The sequence below is a fragment of the Pseudoxanthomonas sp. PXM02 genome, from assembly GCF_014851805.1.
Classification (GTDB): Bacteria; Pseudomonadota; Gammaproteobacteria; order Xanthomonadales; family Xanthomonadaceae; genus Pseudoxanthomonas_A.
Genome location: NZ_JACVAK010000005.1, coordinates 92485 through 110495, shown reverse-complemented (window position 1 = coordinate 110495; position 18011 = coordinate 92485). Strand labels below are relative to the sequence as shown.

The window sequence follows — 18011 nt, the reverse complement described above, 5'->3', positions numbered from 1 at the left end:
ATAGCTTGGGCAGACCAACGGCTCGCAAAGGCAACGGACTTCGTTGGCCCTCTCCCCAACCCCTCTCCCGCAGAGAGAGGGGCTTCACAGCTTCGGCGGCCGGCTCAAGAGCCCTCCCCACCGGCCGATATGCTGTGCATGACCCAGGACCTGCTCAACCGCATCGACCAGCGCACCCGCCTGGCCGGTCACAATCGCCTCGCCCTGCTGCTGTTCCGCCTGGGCGGGCGTCAGCTTTTTGGCGTCAACGTCTTCAAGGTGCAGGAAGTCCTGCGCCGTCCGGGCCTGTTCCAGCTGCCCGGCCTGCCCACCGAGTTCGTGGGCGTGGCCGACGTGCGTGGACGCTCCGTGCCAGTGCTGGACCTGGGCCTGAGTATCCGCCACCCCGAGCGCGATCCGAACCCCGAGAACGCCCCCAACTACCTGGTCGTCACCGAGTTTAACCGCTCGGTGCAGGGCTTCCTGGTCAGCGGCGTGGAGCGCATCGTCAACATCGCGGTCGAGGACATCCATCCGCCGCCGGAGCTGGGTGCGGAAAACAGCTTCCTGACCGCCGTGACGCGGTTCCAGGGCGAACTGATCCAGGTGATCGACGTGGAAAGCGTGCTGGCCGACATCTGCCAGTCGCGCATGGACGCCACGCTGGCGCCGGAGATGGCCCTCCCCGCCGATGCCCCGCCGATGCAGGTGCTGGTGGTCGACGACTCCCGCGTGGCGCGCTCGCAGATCCGCAGCGTGCTGGAGCAGCTGGGCGTCACCGCCACCCTGCTCTCGGACGGCCGCCAGGCGCTGGACCATCTCTTGCAGGTGCACGCGGCCGGCGAGAACCCGGCCGAGCGCTACGCCATGGTCATCTCCGATATCGAGATGCCGGCCATGGACGGCTACACGCTGACGACGGAAATCCGGCGCCACCCGGGCCTGGCCGGCCTGTACGTGCTGCTGCACACGTCCCTGTCGGGCGTGTTCAACAACGCCATGGTGGAACGCGTAGGCGCCAACGCCTTCGTGGCCAAGTACAGCCCGCACGAGCTGGCCGAACACGTGCTGTTCCGCCTGAACCAGGTGGTTTCGGCGCGCATGGCGGCGTAAAGCTCCCCTCATCCGCCCTCCGGGCACCTTCTCCCCGCGCTGCAGGGAGAAGGAAACACGTGTTCTGGCACACGCCTTGCAACTGCCCCGGCAACGGTCTGCCGGAGCGGTGCCATGTCCAATCCCATCTCCAATTACCTGGGTGTCCATGCGGCGGCCCTGCCGTTGCGTGAGCAGCGGATGCAGCTGATCGCCAGCAACCTGTCCAACGCCGATACGCCCAACTTCAAGGCGAAGGACCTGGACTTCCAGGCCGCGCTGGAACAGGCCGCCGCCAAGGCCGCACCGTTGCGGAGCACCAGCGAGCAGCACATGACCCTGCTGAACGCCTCGCCGCGGATCTTCGAGCGCGACGGCGTGCAGCCCAGCCTGGACGGCAACACCGTCGACGCCGACACCGAGCGCGCCGCCTACGGCCGCGCGGCGCTGGAATACCGCGCCTCACTGAGCTTCATCGAATCCAAGGTGCGCACCATGCTCACCGCGATCACCGGCCAGTAAGGAGGCATGCCATGAGCAATCTGCCCATCTTCGACGTCGCCGGTTCCGCGCTGCAGGCGCAGTCCGTGCGCCTGAACACCATCGCCAGCAACCTCTCCAACGCCGATTCCATCGCGTCGTCGCCCGAGGCGGTCTACAAACCGATCGAACCGATCTTCCAGGCGCGTCCGCTGCGCAACGACGGTTCGCTGACGTCGGTGCAGGTGAAGGAGATCACCCAGAGCGAAGCGCCGCCGATCAAGCGCTACGAACCCGGCCACCCGATGGCCGACGCCGATGGCTACGTCTACGCCCCGGATGTCGATCCGGTCGCGCAGATGGTCAACCTGATCTCCGCCTCGCGCGGTTACCAGGCCGGCGTGGAAGTGCTGAACACCGCCAAGGAACTCGCCCTGGCCACCCTGACGATGGGCCGCTGATGCGTCCCTCCCCTGACCGAGCACGCGCATGACCACTGTCAACGGCGATCCCTTTTCCGCCCTCAACACCAGTACCACCGGCGCCGCGACCACCGCGAAGAAAGCCGACACGCTGGGCCAGGCTGACTTCATGCGGCTGATGACCGAGCAGCTGAGCAACCAGGACCCGCTGAAGCCGCTGTCGAACAGCGAGTTCGTCGCCCAGCTGGCGCAGTTCTCCACCGTGCAGGGCATCAGCGACCTCAACACCACCGTCAACGGCTTTACCGCCGCGCTGACTGGCGACCAGGTGCTGAAAGGCGCCTCGCTGGTCGGGCATTCGGTGGTGGTGCCGTCCGAATCCATCGCGCTGCCCGCCTCCGGCAACGCCACCGGCCTGGTGATGTCGCCGGGCGCCGGCAAGGTGACCTTCGAGATCAAGGATGCCAGCGGCGTGGTCGTCGACACCGTCGAGGTGGAAGCGACCGGCAAGGGCGAAACCGCGTTCGCGTGGGACGGCCTGAAAGCCAACGGCGAACGCGCCGAGGCCGGCAAGTACTCCATCAAGGCCACCCATACCGCGACCGACGGCACCGGCACCGCGCTCAACACCTATGTCGACGCCACGGTGGACAGCGTGACCATCGGCTCCGACGGCCTGTACCTCAACCTGCCCGGCTTGGGCACCGCCCCGCTCGACTACGTGCTGCGCATCGGCAAGTCGGCGTCCTGACACTTCCGCTCCCACCGCATCCCGCAAGGAGTCTTCCATGGCATTCCAAAGCTCGCTGTCCGGCATGAGGGCGGCCAACGCCGACCTCAACGTCACCTCGCACAACATCGCCAACGTCAACACCACCGGCTTCAAGGAGTCGCGCGCGGAGTTCGCCGAGGTGTTCTCCACCACGGGTTACGGCCTGACGCGCAACAACGTCGGTGCCGGCGTGCGCCTGACCAACGTCGCCCAGCAGTTCTCGCAGGGCGACATCAACCAGACCGGCCGTTACCTGGACCTGGCGATCGACCGTGAAGGCTTCTTCACCGTCAACAACAACGGCACCAACGTCTACACGCGCGCCGGCAACTTCCAGCGCGACCCGAACGGTTTCGTGACCACGCCGGAAGGCTACCGCCTGCAGGTGTTCCCGCCGCGTGCCGACGGCGTCGGCTTCGACACCGGCAATATGGCCGACCTGCGCCTGCTGACCACTGACAGCCCGCCGTCGCCGACCACCAACGTGGAACTGGGCGTCACCCTGCCCGGCAACGCCGCGCAGCCGACGATCTCGCCGTTCTCGCCGACCGACAGCGCCAGCTACAACGAGACCACCTCGGTCACCGTGTACGACTCGCTGGGCGTGGCCCACCAGCAGACCGTCTACTACGTGAAGACGCCGAACCCGAACGAGTGGCAGATGCACTCGTACGTCGACGGCGCCTCGATGGGTGCGCCGACCACGGTGCAGTTCGACAACAACGGCACGCTGACCGCCCCGGCCAATGGCCAGATCACGCTGGCACCGTTCACGCCCAGCACCGGTGCCGGCGTGCTGAACATGACGATGAACATCAGCGGCACCACGCAGTACGGCGAGCAGTTCGCCAAGCGCATCCAGAACCAGGACGGCTACGCCACCGGCAAGCTCAACGAGTTCAGCGTGTCCGAAACCGGCGTCGTGTACGCGCGCTATTCCAACGGCGTGGATCGTCCGCTGGGCCAGGTCGCGCTGGCGAACTTCAGCAATCCGCAGGGCCTGGTCTCGCAAGGCAACAACACCTGGACGCACAGCTACGCCTCGGGCGAGCCGCGTATCGGTGCGCCGGGTTCCTCGGACTTCGGCCAGGTGGCCTCCGGTGCACTGGAAGCCTCGACCGTCGACCTGACCGAGCAGCTGGTCAACATGATCGTGGCGCAGCGCAACTTCCAGGCCAACTCGCAGGCCATCTCGACGCAGGACCAGATCACCCAGGCGGTGATCAACATCCGCTGATCCGGCAGACGCCGACGGAGACTGACGCATGGACAAGGCCCTTTACGTCGCAATGACCGGCGCCCGCGCTTCACTGCAGGCGCAGGGCACCGTGTCGCACAACCTGGCCAACGTGGACACCAAGGGCTTCAAGGCTGCACTGGCCGGCACCGAGGCGTTCAAGATCCAGGGCCAGGGCTTTCCGTCGCGCGTGGACGCGGTACTGATCGATCCGGGCTTCGACGGCCGGACCGGTTCGCAGATGGTCACCGGCCGTTCGCTGGACATCTCGCTGCAACCGAACCGCTGGATGGCGGTGCAGGCTGCGGACGGCGGCACGGCGTACACGCGCAACGGCGAACTGAGCGTCACGCCGAACGGCCAGCTGGTCACCGCCGGCGGCCGCGCGGTGCTGGACGACAACGGCAACCCGATCGCGGTGCCGCCGGCGCAGTCGATCGACATCGGTTCCGATGGCACGGTGTCGATCATCCCGCAGGGCGAAGGCCCGCAGACGATGGCGATCGTCGGCCGCATGCGCATCGTGGAAGCGGCGCAGTCGCAGCTGGCGCGCGGCGGCGACGGTCTGATGCGGCCCTCGGATCCGCAGGCACCCGCGCTGCCCGTCGCCAATGGCAACAGTCTGACGATGGGTGTGCTGGAAGGCAGCAACGTGGATGCGGCCGGTGCGCTGGTGCAGATGATCCAGTTGCAGCGCCAGTTCGAGATGCAGGTGAAGGTGATCCGCAGCGGCGACGAGATGGCGCAGTCGTCGAACCAGTTGCTGCGTCTCGGCGGCTGACGCTTCTCAAGCCCCTCTCCCACCGGGAGAGGGGTTGGGGTGAGGGGTAACGGAGTCCTTGCCTTTAGAGATCCGTGGCGTCGGCCACGTCCGCGATTGGCTTGGGTTGTACGGCCTTGCGGGATGGTTCTTCTTTTCCGTGTGCATGGTGCCGCTCGCCGCGGAGGCCCTACTTTCTTTGCTTGTGCAAAGAAAGTAGGCAAAGAAAGCACACCCCGGCGGTCCGCCCGCCGCACGCGGCGGGTGCGCAGTCCCGGCGGGAATTTTCGTGCAGGGCATCCTGCCCTGTACGAAAACGCCGCACATCCTTGTGCGGCGCCCCTGCGGGGTTTTACCCGCCGCGACTGCCGGACCTCAGGGGGCCCGAGAGCCACCCCAGTTACATCCGACGAAGGCTTTGCTCTGCTCCAGCTTTTCGGGCCCCCATGAGGCACGGCGAGTGGGACGGGTAAAACCCGAAGGGCGCCGCCCTGGATGGGCGGCGTTTTCGTATGGCACAGGGATGTGCCTTACGAAAATTCCCGGCCCACTCGCGGACCCGGAGCGCGCAGCGCGGAGGGCGTGCCGCCTGGGGTGTGTTTCTTTGCTTCTTTCTTTGCACAAGCAAAGAAAGAAAGACCCCGCGGCGAGCGGCGCCATGCCGGCAGCCCCAAAAGAACCATCCCGACAGGCCCAGATATCCAACGCAAGACCTTGGACAGAACAACCGCTCGCACAGGCAACGGACCCCATCACCCCGCACCCCAACCCCTCTCCCGCAGGGAGAGGGGCTCCAAGGCTGCCGCGCCGGCTTTCCGGCACCTCCCTGCCGGGACCTTGATCCAGATCCCGGATCGGCCCGGCCCCCAGCGCCAGAACCACGACACCCGTTTCGGCACAGGACTTGCCTGAGAGAAGGCGAGGAACCGCACCACGCGATTCCACCCCCTTCACCCGCGAGGAACCACGCCATGAACCAAGCCCTCTGGGTCGCCAAGACCGGACTGGACGCACAGCAGATGCGCATGTCCGTGGTCTCCAACAACCTGGCGAACACCAACACCACCGGCTTCAAGCGCGACCGCGCCAGTTTCGAAGACCTCCTGTACCAGCAGGTCCGCCAGCCCGGTGGCTCCACCTCCTCGCAGACCCAGCTGCCTTCGGGCCTGCAGCTCGGCACCGGCGTGCGCGTCGTGTCGACCTCCAAGGACTTCCAGCAGGGCAATCCGCAGCAGACCGGCCGCTCGCTCGACGTCATGGTCAACGGCCGCGGCTTCTTCGAAGTGCTGCTGCCCGACGGCTCGCCCGCCTACACGCGCGACGGCTCGTTCCAGATCAACTCACAGGGCGAGCTGGTCACCAACAGCGGCTATCCCGTGCAGCCCGGCATCCAGGTTCCGGAAGGCGCGCAGTCGCTGACCATCGGCAACGACGGCACCGTCAGCGTGACGATGGCCGGCCAGGCGCAGGCGCTCGAGATCGGCTCGCTGACGCTGACCGACTTCGTCAATCCGTCCGGCCTGCAGGCCAAGGGCGAAAACCTCTACGTCGAGACCACCGCGTCCGGCCCCGCGCAGAACGGCACGCCCGGCCTCAACGGCCTGGGCAACGTGGTGCAGGGCTCGCTGGAAGGCTCCAACGTCAACGTCGTGGAAGAGCTGGTCAGCATGATCGAGACACAGCGCGCCTACGAAATGAACGCCAAGGCCATCTCCACGACCGACTCGATGCTCGGTTACCTCAACAACAACGTCTGACGTCCAAACCCGTCACGCCACGAGACACGCCATGAAGCGCTCCACGTCCGCCGCCACCCTCGCCTGCGCACTGATGCTGCTGCCGGGCTGTGCGCGCTACTACGGCGACGTGCGTCCGTACGCGCCGATGGAACCCATCCAGCCGATCGTCGCCGCCACGGCGCCGGCCACGGCCGGTTCCATCTACCGCGCCGGCCCCGGCCTGAACCTCTACGCCGACCGCCGCGCGCGCGACGTGGGCGACCTGCTGACGATCAACCTGGTGGAGAACACCGCCGCGCAGACTTCGGCGACCACGTCGGTCGACAAGAAGAGCGAGATCAGCATGGCCGCGCCGAACATCGCCGGTGCGCCGGTCACGGTCAACGGCCGCGACATCCTCAGCGCCACGGTCAACGGCGACCGCGGCTTCAACGGCACCGGCAACAGCGCGCAGAGCAACCGCCTGCAGGGCAGCGTGACGGTCACCGTGATCCAGCGCCTGCCGAACGGCAACCTGGTCGTGCAGGGCCAGAAGAACATGCGCCTGAACCAGGGCGACGAGATGGTGCAGATCCAGGGCATCGTGCGCCCGGCCGACATCAACCCGGACAACACCATTTCGTCCGGCAAGGTCGCCGACGCACGCATCGCCTACGGCGGTCGCGGCGCCATCGCGCAGTCCAATTCGATGGGCTGGCTGGGCCGCTTCTTCAACTCCCCGATCTTCCCGAACTGAGCGCCGTGATGGACACCAACGACTCCAACCACGCTGCGCCGACGCCCACCAAGAAGCCGCGTCGCATCGACACCTATACCCTGCTCGGCCTGCTGGCCTGGATCGGCCTGGTGCTGATCTGCCTGGCGCCGGCCGCGCGTGCCGAGCGCATCAAGGACCTGGCGCAGGTCGGCGGCGTGCGCAGCAATCCGCTGGTCGGCTATGGCCTGGTCGTCGGCCTCGACGGCTCCGGCGACCGTACCAGCCAGGCGCCCTTCACCGTGCAGAGCCTGAAGAACATGCTGGGCGAGCTGGGCGTCAACGTCCCGGCCAACGTCAATCCGCAGCTGAAGAACGTAGCGGCCGTGGCCATCCACGCCGACCTGCCCGCCTTCGCCAAGCCCGGCCAGCCGATCGACATCACCGTGTCCTCGATCGGCAACGCCACCTCGCTGCGCGGCGGCAGCCTGCTGATGGCGCCGCTGCGCGGTGCCGATGGCGAGGTCTATGCCATCGCCCAGGGCAATCTGGTGGTCGGCGGCTTTGGCGCACAGGGCAAGGATGGATCGCGCGTGTCGGTCAACGTGCCGAGCGTGGGGCGCATCCCCAATGGCGCCACGGTCGAACGCACCGTGCCGAATGCGCTGGACAGCGGCGACGGCACCATCATGCTCAACCTGCATCGCGCCGACTTCACCACCGTCTCGCGCATGGTCGCCGCGCTGGAGCAGAACTTCGGTGCCGGCAACGCGTACGCGCTGGATGCCGTCACCGTCGCCGTGCGCGCGCCGGCCGACGTCTCGCGCCGCATCAACTTCCTCGCCCAGATCGAGAACCTGGAACTGACGCCTGGCAGCGCACCGGCCAAGGTCATCGTCAATGCGCGTACCGGCACCGTGGTGATCGGCGCGCAGGTGCAGGTGATGCCGGCCGCGGTGACGCATGGCTCGCTGACGGTGACGATCACCGAGTCGGCCAACGTCAGCCAGCCGAACGAATTCTCCCGCGGTGGCCAGACCGTGATCACGCCGCAGTCCAGCGTGTCCGTCAGCCAGGAAGGCAACCGCATGTTCAAGTTCGAAGGCGGCACCTCGCTGGACGAGATCGTCCGCGCGGTCAACGAAGTCGGTGCCGCGCCCGGCGACCTGATCGCGATCCTGGAAGCCCTGAAGCAGGCCGGCGCCTTGCGCGCGGAGCTCGAGGTGATCTGACATGGCCAGCATGCCCATCGGAACGCTGAATCCCTCGCTGCCGCTGGCTGATGCCGGCGGCAAGCCGGACAACGCACGCATCCACGACGTCGCGAAGAAGCTGGAAGGCCAGTTCGCGCAGATGATGATCAAGTGCATGCGCGAAGCGGGCTTCGGCGATTCGCTGTTCCCGGGCGAGAACCAGGTCTTCCGCGACATGTACGACCAGCAGCTGGCCACGGCGATGTCGCAGGGTCGCGGGCTGGGCCTGGCGCCGATGATCGCGCGCCAGCTGGGCGCCACCGACACCAACACACCCGCCGTTCCCGCCAGCACCGCGTTGTCGGCGTACAAGCGCCTGCTGCCGGGCGGCGAAGCCGATTCGATGCTCGATGCCATCGCCGGCCGCGGCATCGGCAGCACGGCGCGCGACACCACGACGATGCCCGGCACGATCACGCTGGACACCATCACCGTGCGTCCCGATGCGGCCTGCGATGAAGTCGAACAGGTCGCCTCGGCCGATCCGTCCAAGTACGCGCGCAACACGCCGGAACGCTTCGTCGCCGAGATCTGGGACCACGCCAAGCAGGCGGCGAAGGAACTGGGCGTCGATCCGCGTGCGCTGGTCGCGCAGGCCGCGCTGGAAACCGGCTGGGGCAAGCGCCAGATCAAGACCGGCGACGGTGGCAGCGCGCACAACCTGTTCGGCATCAAGGCGACCGGCTGGAAGGGCGAACGCGCCCGCACCGCCACGCACGAATACACCAACGGCGTGAAGCACACCGAGACCGCGGACTTCCGCGCGTACGCGTCACCCGCCGAAAGCTTCGCCGACTACGTGCGGCTGCTGAAGAACAACCCGCGCTACCAGCAGGCACTGTCGGCCGGCAAGGACATCGCCGGCTTCGCACGCGGCCTGCAACGCGCCGGCTACGCCACCGATCCCACCTACGCCAACAAGATCGCCTCCATCGCCAACGGCCCGACGCTGGGCAAGGTGCTGTCGGCGATCGGCGACACCGTCGGCGGCAAGGTCGGCAACGTCGTGGGCAACGCCATCGGCAACGCGCTGCGGCGCTGACCTGGGGATAACGCATGTCGAACCTACTCGCCACCGGCAGCAGCGCCCTGATCGCCTTCCAGCGCGCCCTGTCCACCGTCGGCCACAACGTCGCCAACATCAACACGCCGGGCTATTCGCGCCAGCGCGTGGAGTTCGAGGCGCGCGACGGCACGTTCTTCGGCTACGGCTTCCAGGGCAACGGCGTACAGATCGTCGACGTGCGCCGGATGGCCGATTCGCTGGCCACCTCGCGCCTGCTCGACAGCGGCGGCGAACTCTCGCGCCTGCAGCAACTGTCCACGCTGTCCACCCGCCTGGACCAGCTGTTCTCGGAGAAGGCTACCGGCATCAGTGCGCCGTGGTCGAGCTTCTTCGATTCGGTCAACGCGCTGTCGTCGAACGCGGCCGGTTCGGCCGACCGTGAAAGCGTGCTGGCGCAGGCCAATGCGCTGGTCACCCGCTTCGGCCAGATCGACAAGCATCTCGACGGCCTGGACATCGAGGTCAATGCCGGCCTGACCGCCGCCACCGGTGAAGTGAACCGGCTGGCGAAAGAGATCGCGCAGCTCAACGGCCGCATCGGCGGCAGCAGCAGTCCGTCCGGCGACCTGCTCGACCGGCGCGACCAGCTGATCAGCGAACTGGTGGGCTACACCGGCGGCAATGCCGTCACGCAGGACGGCGGCCTGGTCAACGTCTTCAGTGCCGGCGGACAACCGCTGGTGGTGGGCGCCACCGCCAGCACGCTGGTGACCGTGCCAGACCCCTACCGTCCCGAACGCCTGCAGGTGGCGCTGGAGACCAACGGCCAGCGCACCACGCTCGATTCGCGCGCACTCGGTGGCCAGATCGGCGGCCTGATCGAATTCCGCACCACCGTCCTGGATCCGGCGGCGGCCGAACTCGGCCGCGTCGCCACTTCGCTGGCGCAGACGTTCAACGCCGGCCACCGCGCCGGTATGGACCAGTACGGCCAACTGGGCACCGACTTCTTCAATCTGCCGGCGCCGCGCATTTCCTCGAATGCGGGCAACACCGGCAACGCGACGCTGCAGACCTCCGTCGGCAGCACGGGCGCGCTCAGCGCGCAGAACGTGCTGCTGCGCTTCGATGGCGCCGCATGGGTGGCAACGAATCCCGACACCGGCGCCAGCATCCCGATGACCGGCACCGGCACCGCGACGGATCCGCTGGTCGTCAACGGCATCGAACTGCGGCTGGCACCCGGCACCACGCCGGGCACCAACGACCGCTTCCTGCTGCAGCCCACCGCGGGTGCGGCCGGCAACCTCAGCGTGGCCATCACCGATCCCGGCCGCATCGCCGCGGCGACGCCGGTGAAGGCCAACACCGACATGGCCAACACCGGCAGCGGCAAGGTCAGCGGCCTGAAGGTCACCGACGCCGCGAACGCCAACCTGCTGGCGCCGGTCGACATCGAGTTCATCGACGCCACCCAATACACCATCAACGGCACCGGCCCGTTCGCCTACACCCCCGGCCAGACCGTCGCCTACAACGGCTGGAGCGTGGTGCTGGACGGCGCACCGGCAGCCGGCGACAGCTTCCGCGTCAGCCCCACCGGCGCCAACTCCAGCGACAACGGCAACGCCAAGCTGCTGTCGAACCTGGACGATGCCCGCGTCCTCAACGGCGGCACGCTGACGCTCAACGGCGCCATCGGCGGCCTGACCACGCAGGTCGGTTCCGCGGCACGCCAGGCCGACTACTCGGCGCAGGCGCAGCAGGTGATCCACGACCAGGCGCAGGCCTCGCGCGATGCGATCTCCGGCGTGAACCTGGACGAGGAAGCCGCCGACCTGATGCGCCTGCAGCAGGCCTACCAGGCCGCGTCGCAGATCATCGCGACCGCCGACACCCTGTTCCAATCGCTCCTGGCTGCGACCCGCCGATGAACTACCGCATCTCCACCAACATGATGTACCAGCAGTCGATCTCGACGATGCTGGCCAAGCAGGCGAAGCTGGCGCACACGCAGCAGCAGCTCGCCAGCGGACAGCGGCTGGTCACGGCGAAGGACGATCCGGTCGCTGCCGGCACCGCCGTGGGCCTGGACCGCGCGGTCGCCGAGCTGGAACGCTTCGGCCTGAACGCCAATGCGGTGGAAAACCGCCTGGGTCTGCAGGAGAACGCACTGACCCGGGTCGGCGATGCGATGGCGCGCGTCAACGAACTGGTCATCCAGGCCAACAACGCCGCGATGGGCGACGACAGCCGGCAGGCGATCAGCACCGAGCTGAAGGCGATCTACGCCGGCCTGCTGGACCTGGCCAACAGCACCGACGGCGCCGGCCGCTACCTGTTCGGCGGCACCAGCGACGGCAGCGCACCGTTCGCGATCGCCGGTGGCAACGTGATCTACAGCGGCGACCAGACGCAGCGGCAGGTGGAAGTGGCGCCGGACATGTTCGTCGCCGACACCCTGCCCGGCAGCGAAGTCTTCCTGCGCCTGCGCACCGGCGACGGACGCATCGACGGTGCGGCCGCCAGCGGCAACACCGGCACCGGCCTGCTGATGGGCTTCAGCGTGACCGACTCCACCGCGTGGACCGGCGGCACCTACACGCTGGAGTTCGGCGCCAACGACACCTACCAGGTGCTGGATGCGGGCGGCAATCCGGTCACCTCCGGCACCTACACCAAGGGCGAGAGCATCGCCTTCGCCGGCGTGCAGATGAAGATCGACGGCCAGCCCGCCAACGGCGACAGCTTCACGCTGGGGCCGGCCGGCAGCCGCGACATCTTCGCCACGGTGCAGGGCCTGATCGACACACTGGAGACCAGTCCGACCACCGATGCGCAGCGCGCCGCCATGCAGAACAACCTGCAGGCCGCGATGCGCGACGTCTCCACCGCGCAGGGCAAGATGATCGATGCCCGCGCCAGCGGCGGCGCCCAGCTGTCGGCCATCGAAGATGCCGCGGCCCTGCGCGAAGCCAACAACGTCACGCTGAAGGACACGCTGTCCGGCCTGCGCGACCTCGACTGGGCCGAGGCCATCGGCCGCTACCAGATGGAAAACACCGCACTCCAGGCCGCGCAGACGGTCTTCATGCAGATGCAGCAGCTGTCGCTCTTCAAGCTGATGGGCTGACGCACCTCTCTCCTTTCAAGCAGTCCTTGCCCTCACGCCGCGGCACACTCGCGGCGATTTTTTTTGCAGGGCGGGAAAAACGGTTGTGGGAGCGACGTAAGTCGCGATGAGGCATTACCGGTGGCCCATCGCGACTTACGTCGCTCCCACACCGGCTATCCCGCCTGTTCCCACAGGCGACGCCGGCCTCACCCGGAACACCACGCTGATCCGCGCGCCCTGCGATCGCTGCGTCTTAGGAATGCCGTGTTCGTGCGTGGTCTGCGAGGCATGGCTCATCGACAGCACGCTGCCGGGCGCGAGATCGACGGCCACCGTATCGCGCGCGCCGGACGTCGCCCGGATCAGCATGCGCCGTGGCGCGCCCAGCGAGACCAGCGTGATCGGATGGCCCGCCGCGACCGTATGCAGCTTGTCGCCGTGCATGGCGACGCTGTCGTTGCCGTCGCGATACAGGTTCATGCCGATGCGCGAATACGGCGCGGGCGCCTTCGCCTGCACGCAGGCCAGCAGGTGCGCCAGAGGCAGGTCATTCGGCAGTGCATCCACCGCGTAGTTCGCCAGCAGCCGCGGCACATCGACGATGCGGTCGTACATCGGCCGCTGCAGATGCGTCCACGCGGCATGGGCGTGGAGGACATCGAACCATCGCCGGGCCGTGACCGGATCGATCACGCCGGGCCAATAGCGGATGCCGCCTTCGGCATCGTCCACCAGCTGCACCATCGCAGGGGCGAACAGGTCATCGATCATCGAAGAGAGGGCGTGCATGGCGGACCTCAATGGAAGTCGCGCGAGCTGGTCTGCAGCTCGCCGAGCAAGTGGCTGAAGTCGTGCAGGTCGTCGGCGATCAGGTGGCGCACGCCGTCGACGTGCTCCCAGCGTCCGCGCACGCCCAGCAGACGCGCGCCGAGCAGTGCCTTGCGCCGGCGCTCGGCAATACGCGCCCAGACCACCACGTTGACCACGCCATGCTCGTCTTCCAGCGTGACGAAGATGACGCCGCTGGCCGTCCCCGGCCGCTGGCGCTGGGTGACGATGCCGGCCACGTGCACGCCACGGCCGTGCGGCAGGTCCTGCAGCTGGCGCGAATCCACCACGCGCTCGCGACGCAGGCGGTCGCGCAGCAACGCCAGCGGATGCTTGCCCAGCGTCAGGCCGGTGACGCGGTAATCCGACAGTACGTCTTCGACGGTATTCGGCGCGGGCAGCGCGATGTCGTCTTCGTCGGGACTGCCCGGCAGCAGCGGACGCTGGCGCTCGATGCCGGCCACGGCCCAGCGGGCGGCATGACGGTGGCCGGCGAGCGACTGCAGCGCGCCGGCTTCGGCCAAGGCGGTGCGCGCCTTCTCGTCGAGGTTCGCGCGCAGGCACAGGTCGCGCACGTCGGTGAAAGGCCGCTGCGCGCGCGCCGCCATGATCGCTTCGCCCACCGTCTCCGACAGCCCGCCGACCTGGCGGAAGCCGAGACGCACCGCGGCCTGTCCTCCGCGAACCGCGTCGCTCCGCATCCGCCCGCCCTCCAGCGTGTTGTCCCAATCGCTGCAGGCCACGTCCACGGGGCGGACCTCGACACGCGGCCGCCCCGCCCAATGGCCCCGCCGTGCGTCCTGCACGATCTGGCTGGCCGAGTAGAAGCCCATCGGCTGCGCGTTGAGCAATGCGCAGACGAACGCGGCCGGCTCGTGCCGCTTCAGCCAGCAGCTGATGTAGACCAGCTTGGCGAACGAGGCCGCATGGCTCTGCGGGAAGCCATAGGAACCGAAGCCCTTGATCTGTTCGAAGATCTGGTCAATGAACTCGGAGGAATACTTTCCCTCCATCAGGCTGCGGATCTTCGCGCGATGCGGCTCCATGTCGCCGCCCCTGCCCCATGCCGCCATCGAACGACGCAGGCCATCGGCTTGCGATGGCGTGTAACCGGCGTGGATCACCAGCTCCATCACCTGCTCCTGGAACAGCGGAATGCCCAGCGTGTTGCCGAGGATGGCCTCGATGCCCTCGGACGGATACGTCACCGCTTCCTTCTTCTGCCTTCGCCGCAGATACGGATGCACCATGCCACCCTGGATGGGACCGGGGCGCACGATGGCCACTTCGATCACCAGGTCGTAGAAACTCTTCGGTTTCAACCGCGGCAACATGCTCATCTGTGCACGCGACTCGATCTGGAACACGCCGACGGTATCGGCGGCCTGGATCATCGCGTAGGTGCGCTTGTCTCCCGGCGGCAGCCGCGCCAGGTCGATCGTGTAGCCACGGTGTTTCGTCACCAGGTCCACGGCTTTCTGGATGCAGGTCAGCATGCCCAGCGCCAGGCAGTCGACCTTCAGCAGCTTCATCGTCTCCAGGTCGTCCTTGTCCCACTGGATGATGGTGCGCTCGTCCATCGCGGCGTTTTCCACCGGCACCACCTCGGACAGCGGCCCGTCGTTGATGACGAAGCCGCCGACATGCTGGGACAGATGCCGGGGATGGCCGCGCAGCTGGGTGGTCACCGCCAGCACGCGCCGGATCAGCGGGTTCTCCGGATCGAAGCCGGCTTCGCGCAGCCGCTGTTCCATCGGCGTCTCGCCATTGCCCCAGCCGTAGCACTCGGCCAGCAGGCCGATCTGGTCCGCGGGAAGCCCGAACGCCTTGGCGACGTCGCGCACCGCGCTCTTGCCGCGGTAACGGATGACGGTGGCCGCCAGTGCGGCACGGCGGCGTCCGTACTTGCCGTAGACGTACTGCAGTACTTCCTCGCGACGTGCATGTTCGAAGTCCACGTCGATGTCAGGCGGCTCGCCCCGCTCTTCGGACAGGAAACGCGCCATCAGCAACCGGCTTTCGGCCGGATCCACCACGGTGATGCCCAGCGCGAAACAGACGGCCGAATTGGCCGAAGAGCCACGCCCCTGGCACAGGATGTCCCGCGACTTGGCGAAGCGGACGATGTCTTCGACCGTAAGGAAGAACGCCTCGTACTTGAGCTTGGCAATGAGGACGAGTTCCTCGTCGATCTGCGCGACGATGGCGGGCGGCACGCCTTCCTTCCAGCGTTCGCGCATTCCCCGCTCGGTCAGTTCGCGCAGCCAGCTGGTTGGCGTATGACCCTCCGGCACCAGCTCGGCGGGATATTTGTACTTCACCTCCGCCATCGAGAACGTGCAGCGCCGTGCGAGCGCGATGGCGTTATCCAGCAATGTTCCCGGATAGATGTTGCCGAGTGCCCGTCGCGTACGCAGGTGGCGCTCGCCATTGCGGAACAGATGTTCACCGCACTCGGACAGCGGCAGCGTGTGGCGGATCGCCGTCATCGTGTCCTGCAACGCCCGCTGCCGGCGTACATCCATGTGCACGTCGCCGCTGGCGACAGCCGGCATCGACAGGTGCGACGACAGATCGAGCAACTGCCGCAGCCGTGCCGCATCGTCCTGCTCGCGGTGCAGCTCCACCGCGAGATGCGCCCGCGGGCCGAAGATCTGCAGCAGCCAGCGCCCCTGCGCCTGGTCCGGCACGCGCGCCGGCAACCAAAGCGCGAACAGGCCGCCGGCCTCGGGATCGCCGTCGCCCAGCACCTGCTCCACCTCCTGGCGCGTGAGCCGGTACCGGCCCTTCGGTGCGGCACGGCGCGCGGTGGTGATCAGTTCGCACAGGCGTGCGTATCCGTGCAGGGTTTCCACCAGCAGCACGCATTTCAATCCGCATGCCAGGGTGAACTCGCTGCCGACGATCAGCTTCAGCCCGGTCGCACGCGACGCTTCCAGCCCGCGCACGATGCCGGCCAGCGAGCACTCGTCGGTGATCGCCAGCGCTTCGTACCCGCATTGCACGGCGCGGGCGAACAGGTCCTCCGCGCTGGACGAGCCGCGCAGGAAGGAAAAATCCGACAGGCAGTGCAGTTCGGCATACGCCGGCAGTCCATCGTCGACCGGCGCATCGTCGTTGGCCGCGACCTGCAAGCGCAGCCGCTGCGCGGTCTCCCACGCCCGTGGCACGTGCGCACCGGGATGATCGCCGCGTCCTTCCTCGCGACTCATGCGAACCACCCATGCAGCATCCAGCCGCCCTGCTCGCCCGGCGGCGCGAACGCCCAGACGTGCTGTCCTTGCGAGGTTTCCAGCACGTAGTAGTCGCGGCGTGCGTCCTCGCCATCCCACCAGCCGCTTTCCAGCCGCTCGGGGCCGGACACGATGCGCGGGTGCGGATCGCGCAGCGGCACCGGCTGCGGCAGCAGCCACGCCGGACGCGGGGGACGCACCGGTGCTGACGGAATGCGCGCGCCATCGCCCTGCACGCGACGCCACGCGCGCTCCGGACGCGGATCGCCGGCCGGCGCCACACGGTGCACCGCGTCGTCGCCCAGGCGCGCACGCAAGCGTTCGCGCAACTGCGGCCATGGCAGTTGCTGCTGCGGCCTCGTATCGAACAGGTCGCGCGCGGCCGGCACGAACGGCGGCAGCTCGCGCGCCAGCAGGCGCACGCCGACCACCGGATGGTCGATCTGCACGCGTTCCAGCCGGTTGCGGGTCAGCTCGAACAGCATCGCCGGTTCGCGCTCGGCGGCCAGCAGACCGACTTCGACATCGGTATGCCCTTCCTCGTGTTCCAGCCGCAGCAGGAACCGTTGCACACCGCCGTCGCGGATGGACAGGTAGGTGCACAGATCGCCGATCAGCCGGCGCAGCGGGAACAGCAGCGCCATGTGGCTCTCGACTTCGTAGCCGAGTTCGATGCGTGCGTCGAAGTGGTCCGGCGGCATGTAGTAGGCCAGCGGATCGTCGGCCTGCCCGTACAGGCGGTCCAGGTGCTCCAGCACCGGCAGGCCGAAGCGGCGGCGCAGGCTGTCGCGTGGCAAGGCATGCAGCGTGCGCAGGTCGCGGATGCCCATGCGGTGCAGGCGTTCGCCGGTGTCGTCCGGCAGCCGTGCACGTCTTACCGGCACGCGGTCCAGCAGGTCGGCCATCGCTGCGGGTTGCATCACCGCCAGCCCGTCGCGCAGGCCGGCGAACACATGCGCGGCACGCGGCGTGGGCGCCAATGCGATGCGGTGCTGGAAACCGAGCAGACCCAGTTCCTCGCGCAACCGCGCCTCGATGCGCGGCCAGGGCCCGAGCAGCCGGAAACTCGCGCGCACTTCCAGCACGATGCAGCCCGGCCACTGTGCACTGACCAGCGAGCTGTGCCGGTACGCCCACGCCGCGAGGAAGCGCTGCCAGCGCGCTTCGGCCTGCGGGTCGTATTCGACCATCGCGAAGTCCGGCGACAGGGCATGCGCCGCCGTCAGTCGCATGCCGCCACGCAGGCCCGCCTGTGCGGCGGATGCATTCACCGCATGCAATGTGCGCAGTTGCGCGGGACCACCGACCAGCGCCAGTGGCGCATCAGGTTCAGGCAGACGCCGGAGGACGGCGTCGAGCGCCAGCTGCGGCAGCAGTACACAGGCCCAGAGCATGCGCTGG

15 protein-coding genes are annotated in these 18011 nt (G+C 67.9%); 12 read left to right on the top strand and 3 right to left on the bottom strand.

Features of this window, described 5'->3' with window-relative positions; genetic code table 11:
- Positions 1 to 138 precede the first annotated feature (138 nt).
- The 12 genes from IB225_RS18820 to flgL all read left to right on the top strand — a co-directional run bounded on the left by IB225_RS18820 (position 139) and on the right by flgL (position 12567).
- A complete protein-coding gene (locus tag IB225_RS18820) occupies positions 139 to 1092 on the top strand; it encodes a chemotaxis protein (RefSeq protein WP_192314008.1) in 954 nt (317 codons plus the stop codon).
- A gap of 114 nt (positions 1093 to 1206) precedes the next feature.
- Complete coding sequence (gene flgB, locus IB225_RS18815) at positions 1207 to 1593, top strand: flagellar basal body rod protein FlgB (protein ID WP_192267724.1); 387 nt, start codon at positions 1207 to 1209, stop codon at positions 1591 to 1593.
- Between the two features lie 11 nt (positions 1594 to 1604).
- Entirely contained in the window at positions 1605 to 2012 is a 408-nt protein-coding gene (gene flgC / locus IB225_RS18810) for a flagellar basal body rod protein FlgC (protein ID WP_192314005.1), read from the top strand.
- A gap of 28 nt (positions 2013 to 2040) precedes the next feature.
- Positions 2041 to 2724 (top strand): flagellar hook capping FlgD N-terminal domain-containing protein, encoded by a 684-nt coding sequence (locus IB225_RS18805; RefSeq protein WP_192314002.1) that lies wholly within the window; start codon positions 2041 to 2043, stop codon positions 2722 to 2724.
- 37 nt (positions 2725 to 2761) lie between these two features.
- Entirely contained in the window at positions 2762 to 3982 is a 1221-nt protein-coding gene (gene flgE, locus IB225_RS18800; protein ID WP_192313999.1) for a flagellar hook protein FlgE, read from the top strand.
- 28 nt (positions 3983 to 4010) lie between these two features.
- Complete coding sequence (locus IB225_RS18795; RefSeq protein ID WP_192313996.1) at positions 4011 to 4763, top strand: flagellar basal body rod protein FlgF; 753 nt, start codon at positions 4011 to 4013, stop codon at positions 4761 to 4763.
- 950 nt (positions 4764 to 5713) lie between these two features.
- The gene (gene flgG / locus IB225_RS18790) at positions 5714 to 6499 is read left to right on the top strand and encodes a flagellar basal-body rod protein FlgG (protein ID WP_192313993.1); all 786 of its coding nucleotides are present in this window, start codon (positions 5714 to 5716) and stop codon (positions 6497 to 6499) included.
- 31 nt (positions 6500 to 6530) lie between these two features.
- Positions 6531 to 7217: a flagellar basal body L-ring protein FlgH gene (gene flgH, locus IB225_RS18785; RefSeq protein ID WP_192313990.1), complete on the top strand. Its 687-nt coding sequence runs from the start codon at positions 6531 to 6533 to the stop codon at positions 7215 to 7217.
- Positions 7218 to 7225: 8 nt separating this feature from the next.
- Positions 7226 to 8407, top strand: coding sequence for a flagellar basal body P-ring protein FlgI (locus IB225_RS18780; protein ID WP_305076764.1), 1182 nt, complete (start codon positions 7226 to 7228; stop codon positions 8405 to 8407).
- Between the two features lie 10 nt (positions 8408 to 8417).
- Positions 8418 to 9470 carry a flagellar assembly peptidoglycan hydrolase FlgJ gene (gene flgJ / locus IB225_RS18775; protein ID WP_192314397.1) on the top strand — a complete coding sequence of 351 codons (1053 nt, stop codon included), beginning with the start codon at positions 8418 to 8420 and terminating at the stop codon, positions 9468 to 9470.
- A 14-nt stretch (positions 9471 to 9484) separates the two neighbouring features.
- On the top strand, positions 9485 to 11368 hold the full coding sequence (gene flgK / locus IB225_RS18770; protein WP_192313987.1) for a flagellar hook-associated protein FlgK: 1884 nt from the start codon (positions 9485 to 9487) through the stop codon (positions 11366 to 11368).
- Entirely contained in the window at positions 11365 to 12567 is a 1203-nt protein-coding gene (gene flgL, locus IB225_RS18765; RefSeq protein WP_192313984.1) for a flagellar hook-associated protein FlgL, read from the top strand. Before flgK ends, flgL begins: the two co-directional genes overlap by 4 nt.
- A 135-nt stretch (positions 12568 to 12702) precedes the next feature.
- On the opposite strand, the gene IB225_RS18760 is transcribed toward flgL, so the two are convergent.
- Genes IB225_RS18760 through IB225_RS18750 form a run of 3 tightly spaced genes read right to left on the bottom strand, consistent with a single transcriptional unit; the run spans position 12703 to position 18004 of the window.
- Positions 12703 to 13338, bottom strand: a complete 636-nt coding sequence (locus tag IB225_RS18760) for an alpha-ketoglutarate-dependent dioxygenase AlkB (protein WP_225584082.1) — start codon at positions 13336 to 13338, stop codon at positions 12703 to 12705.
- 8 nt (positions 13339 to 13346) lie between these two features.
- Complete coding sequence (locus tag IB225_RS18755; protein WP_192313981.1) at positions 13347 to 16589, bottom strand: error-prone DNA polymerase; 3243 nt, start codon at positions 16587 to 16589, stop codon at positions 13347 to 13349.
- Positions 16586 to 18004, bottom strand: coding sequence for a DNA polymerase Y family protein (locus IB225_RS18750; RefSeq protein WP_192313977.1), 1419 nt, complete (start codon positions 18002 to 18004; stop codon positions 16586 to 16588). The genes IB225_RS18755 and IB225_RS18750 overlap by 4 nt, the downstream gene beginning before the upstream one ends.
- Between the last annotated feature and the right edge of the window lie 7 nt (positions 18005 to 18011).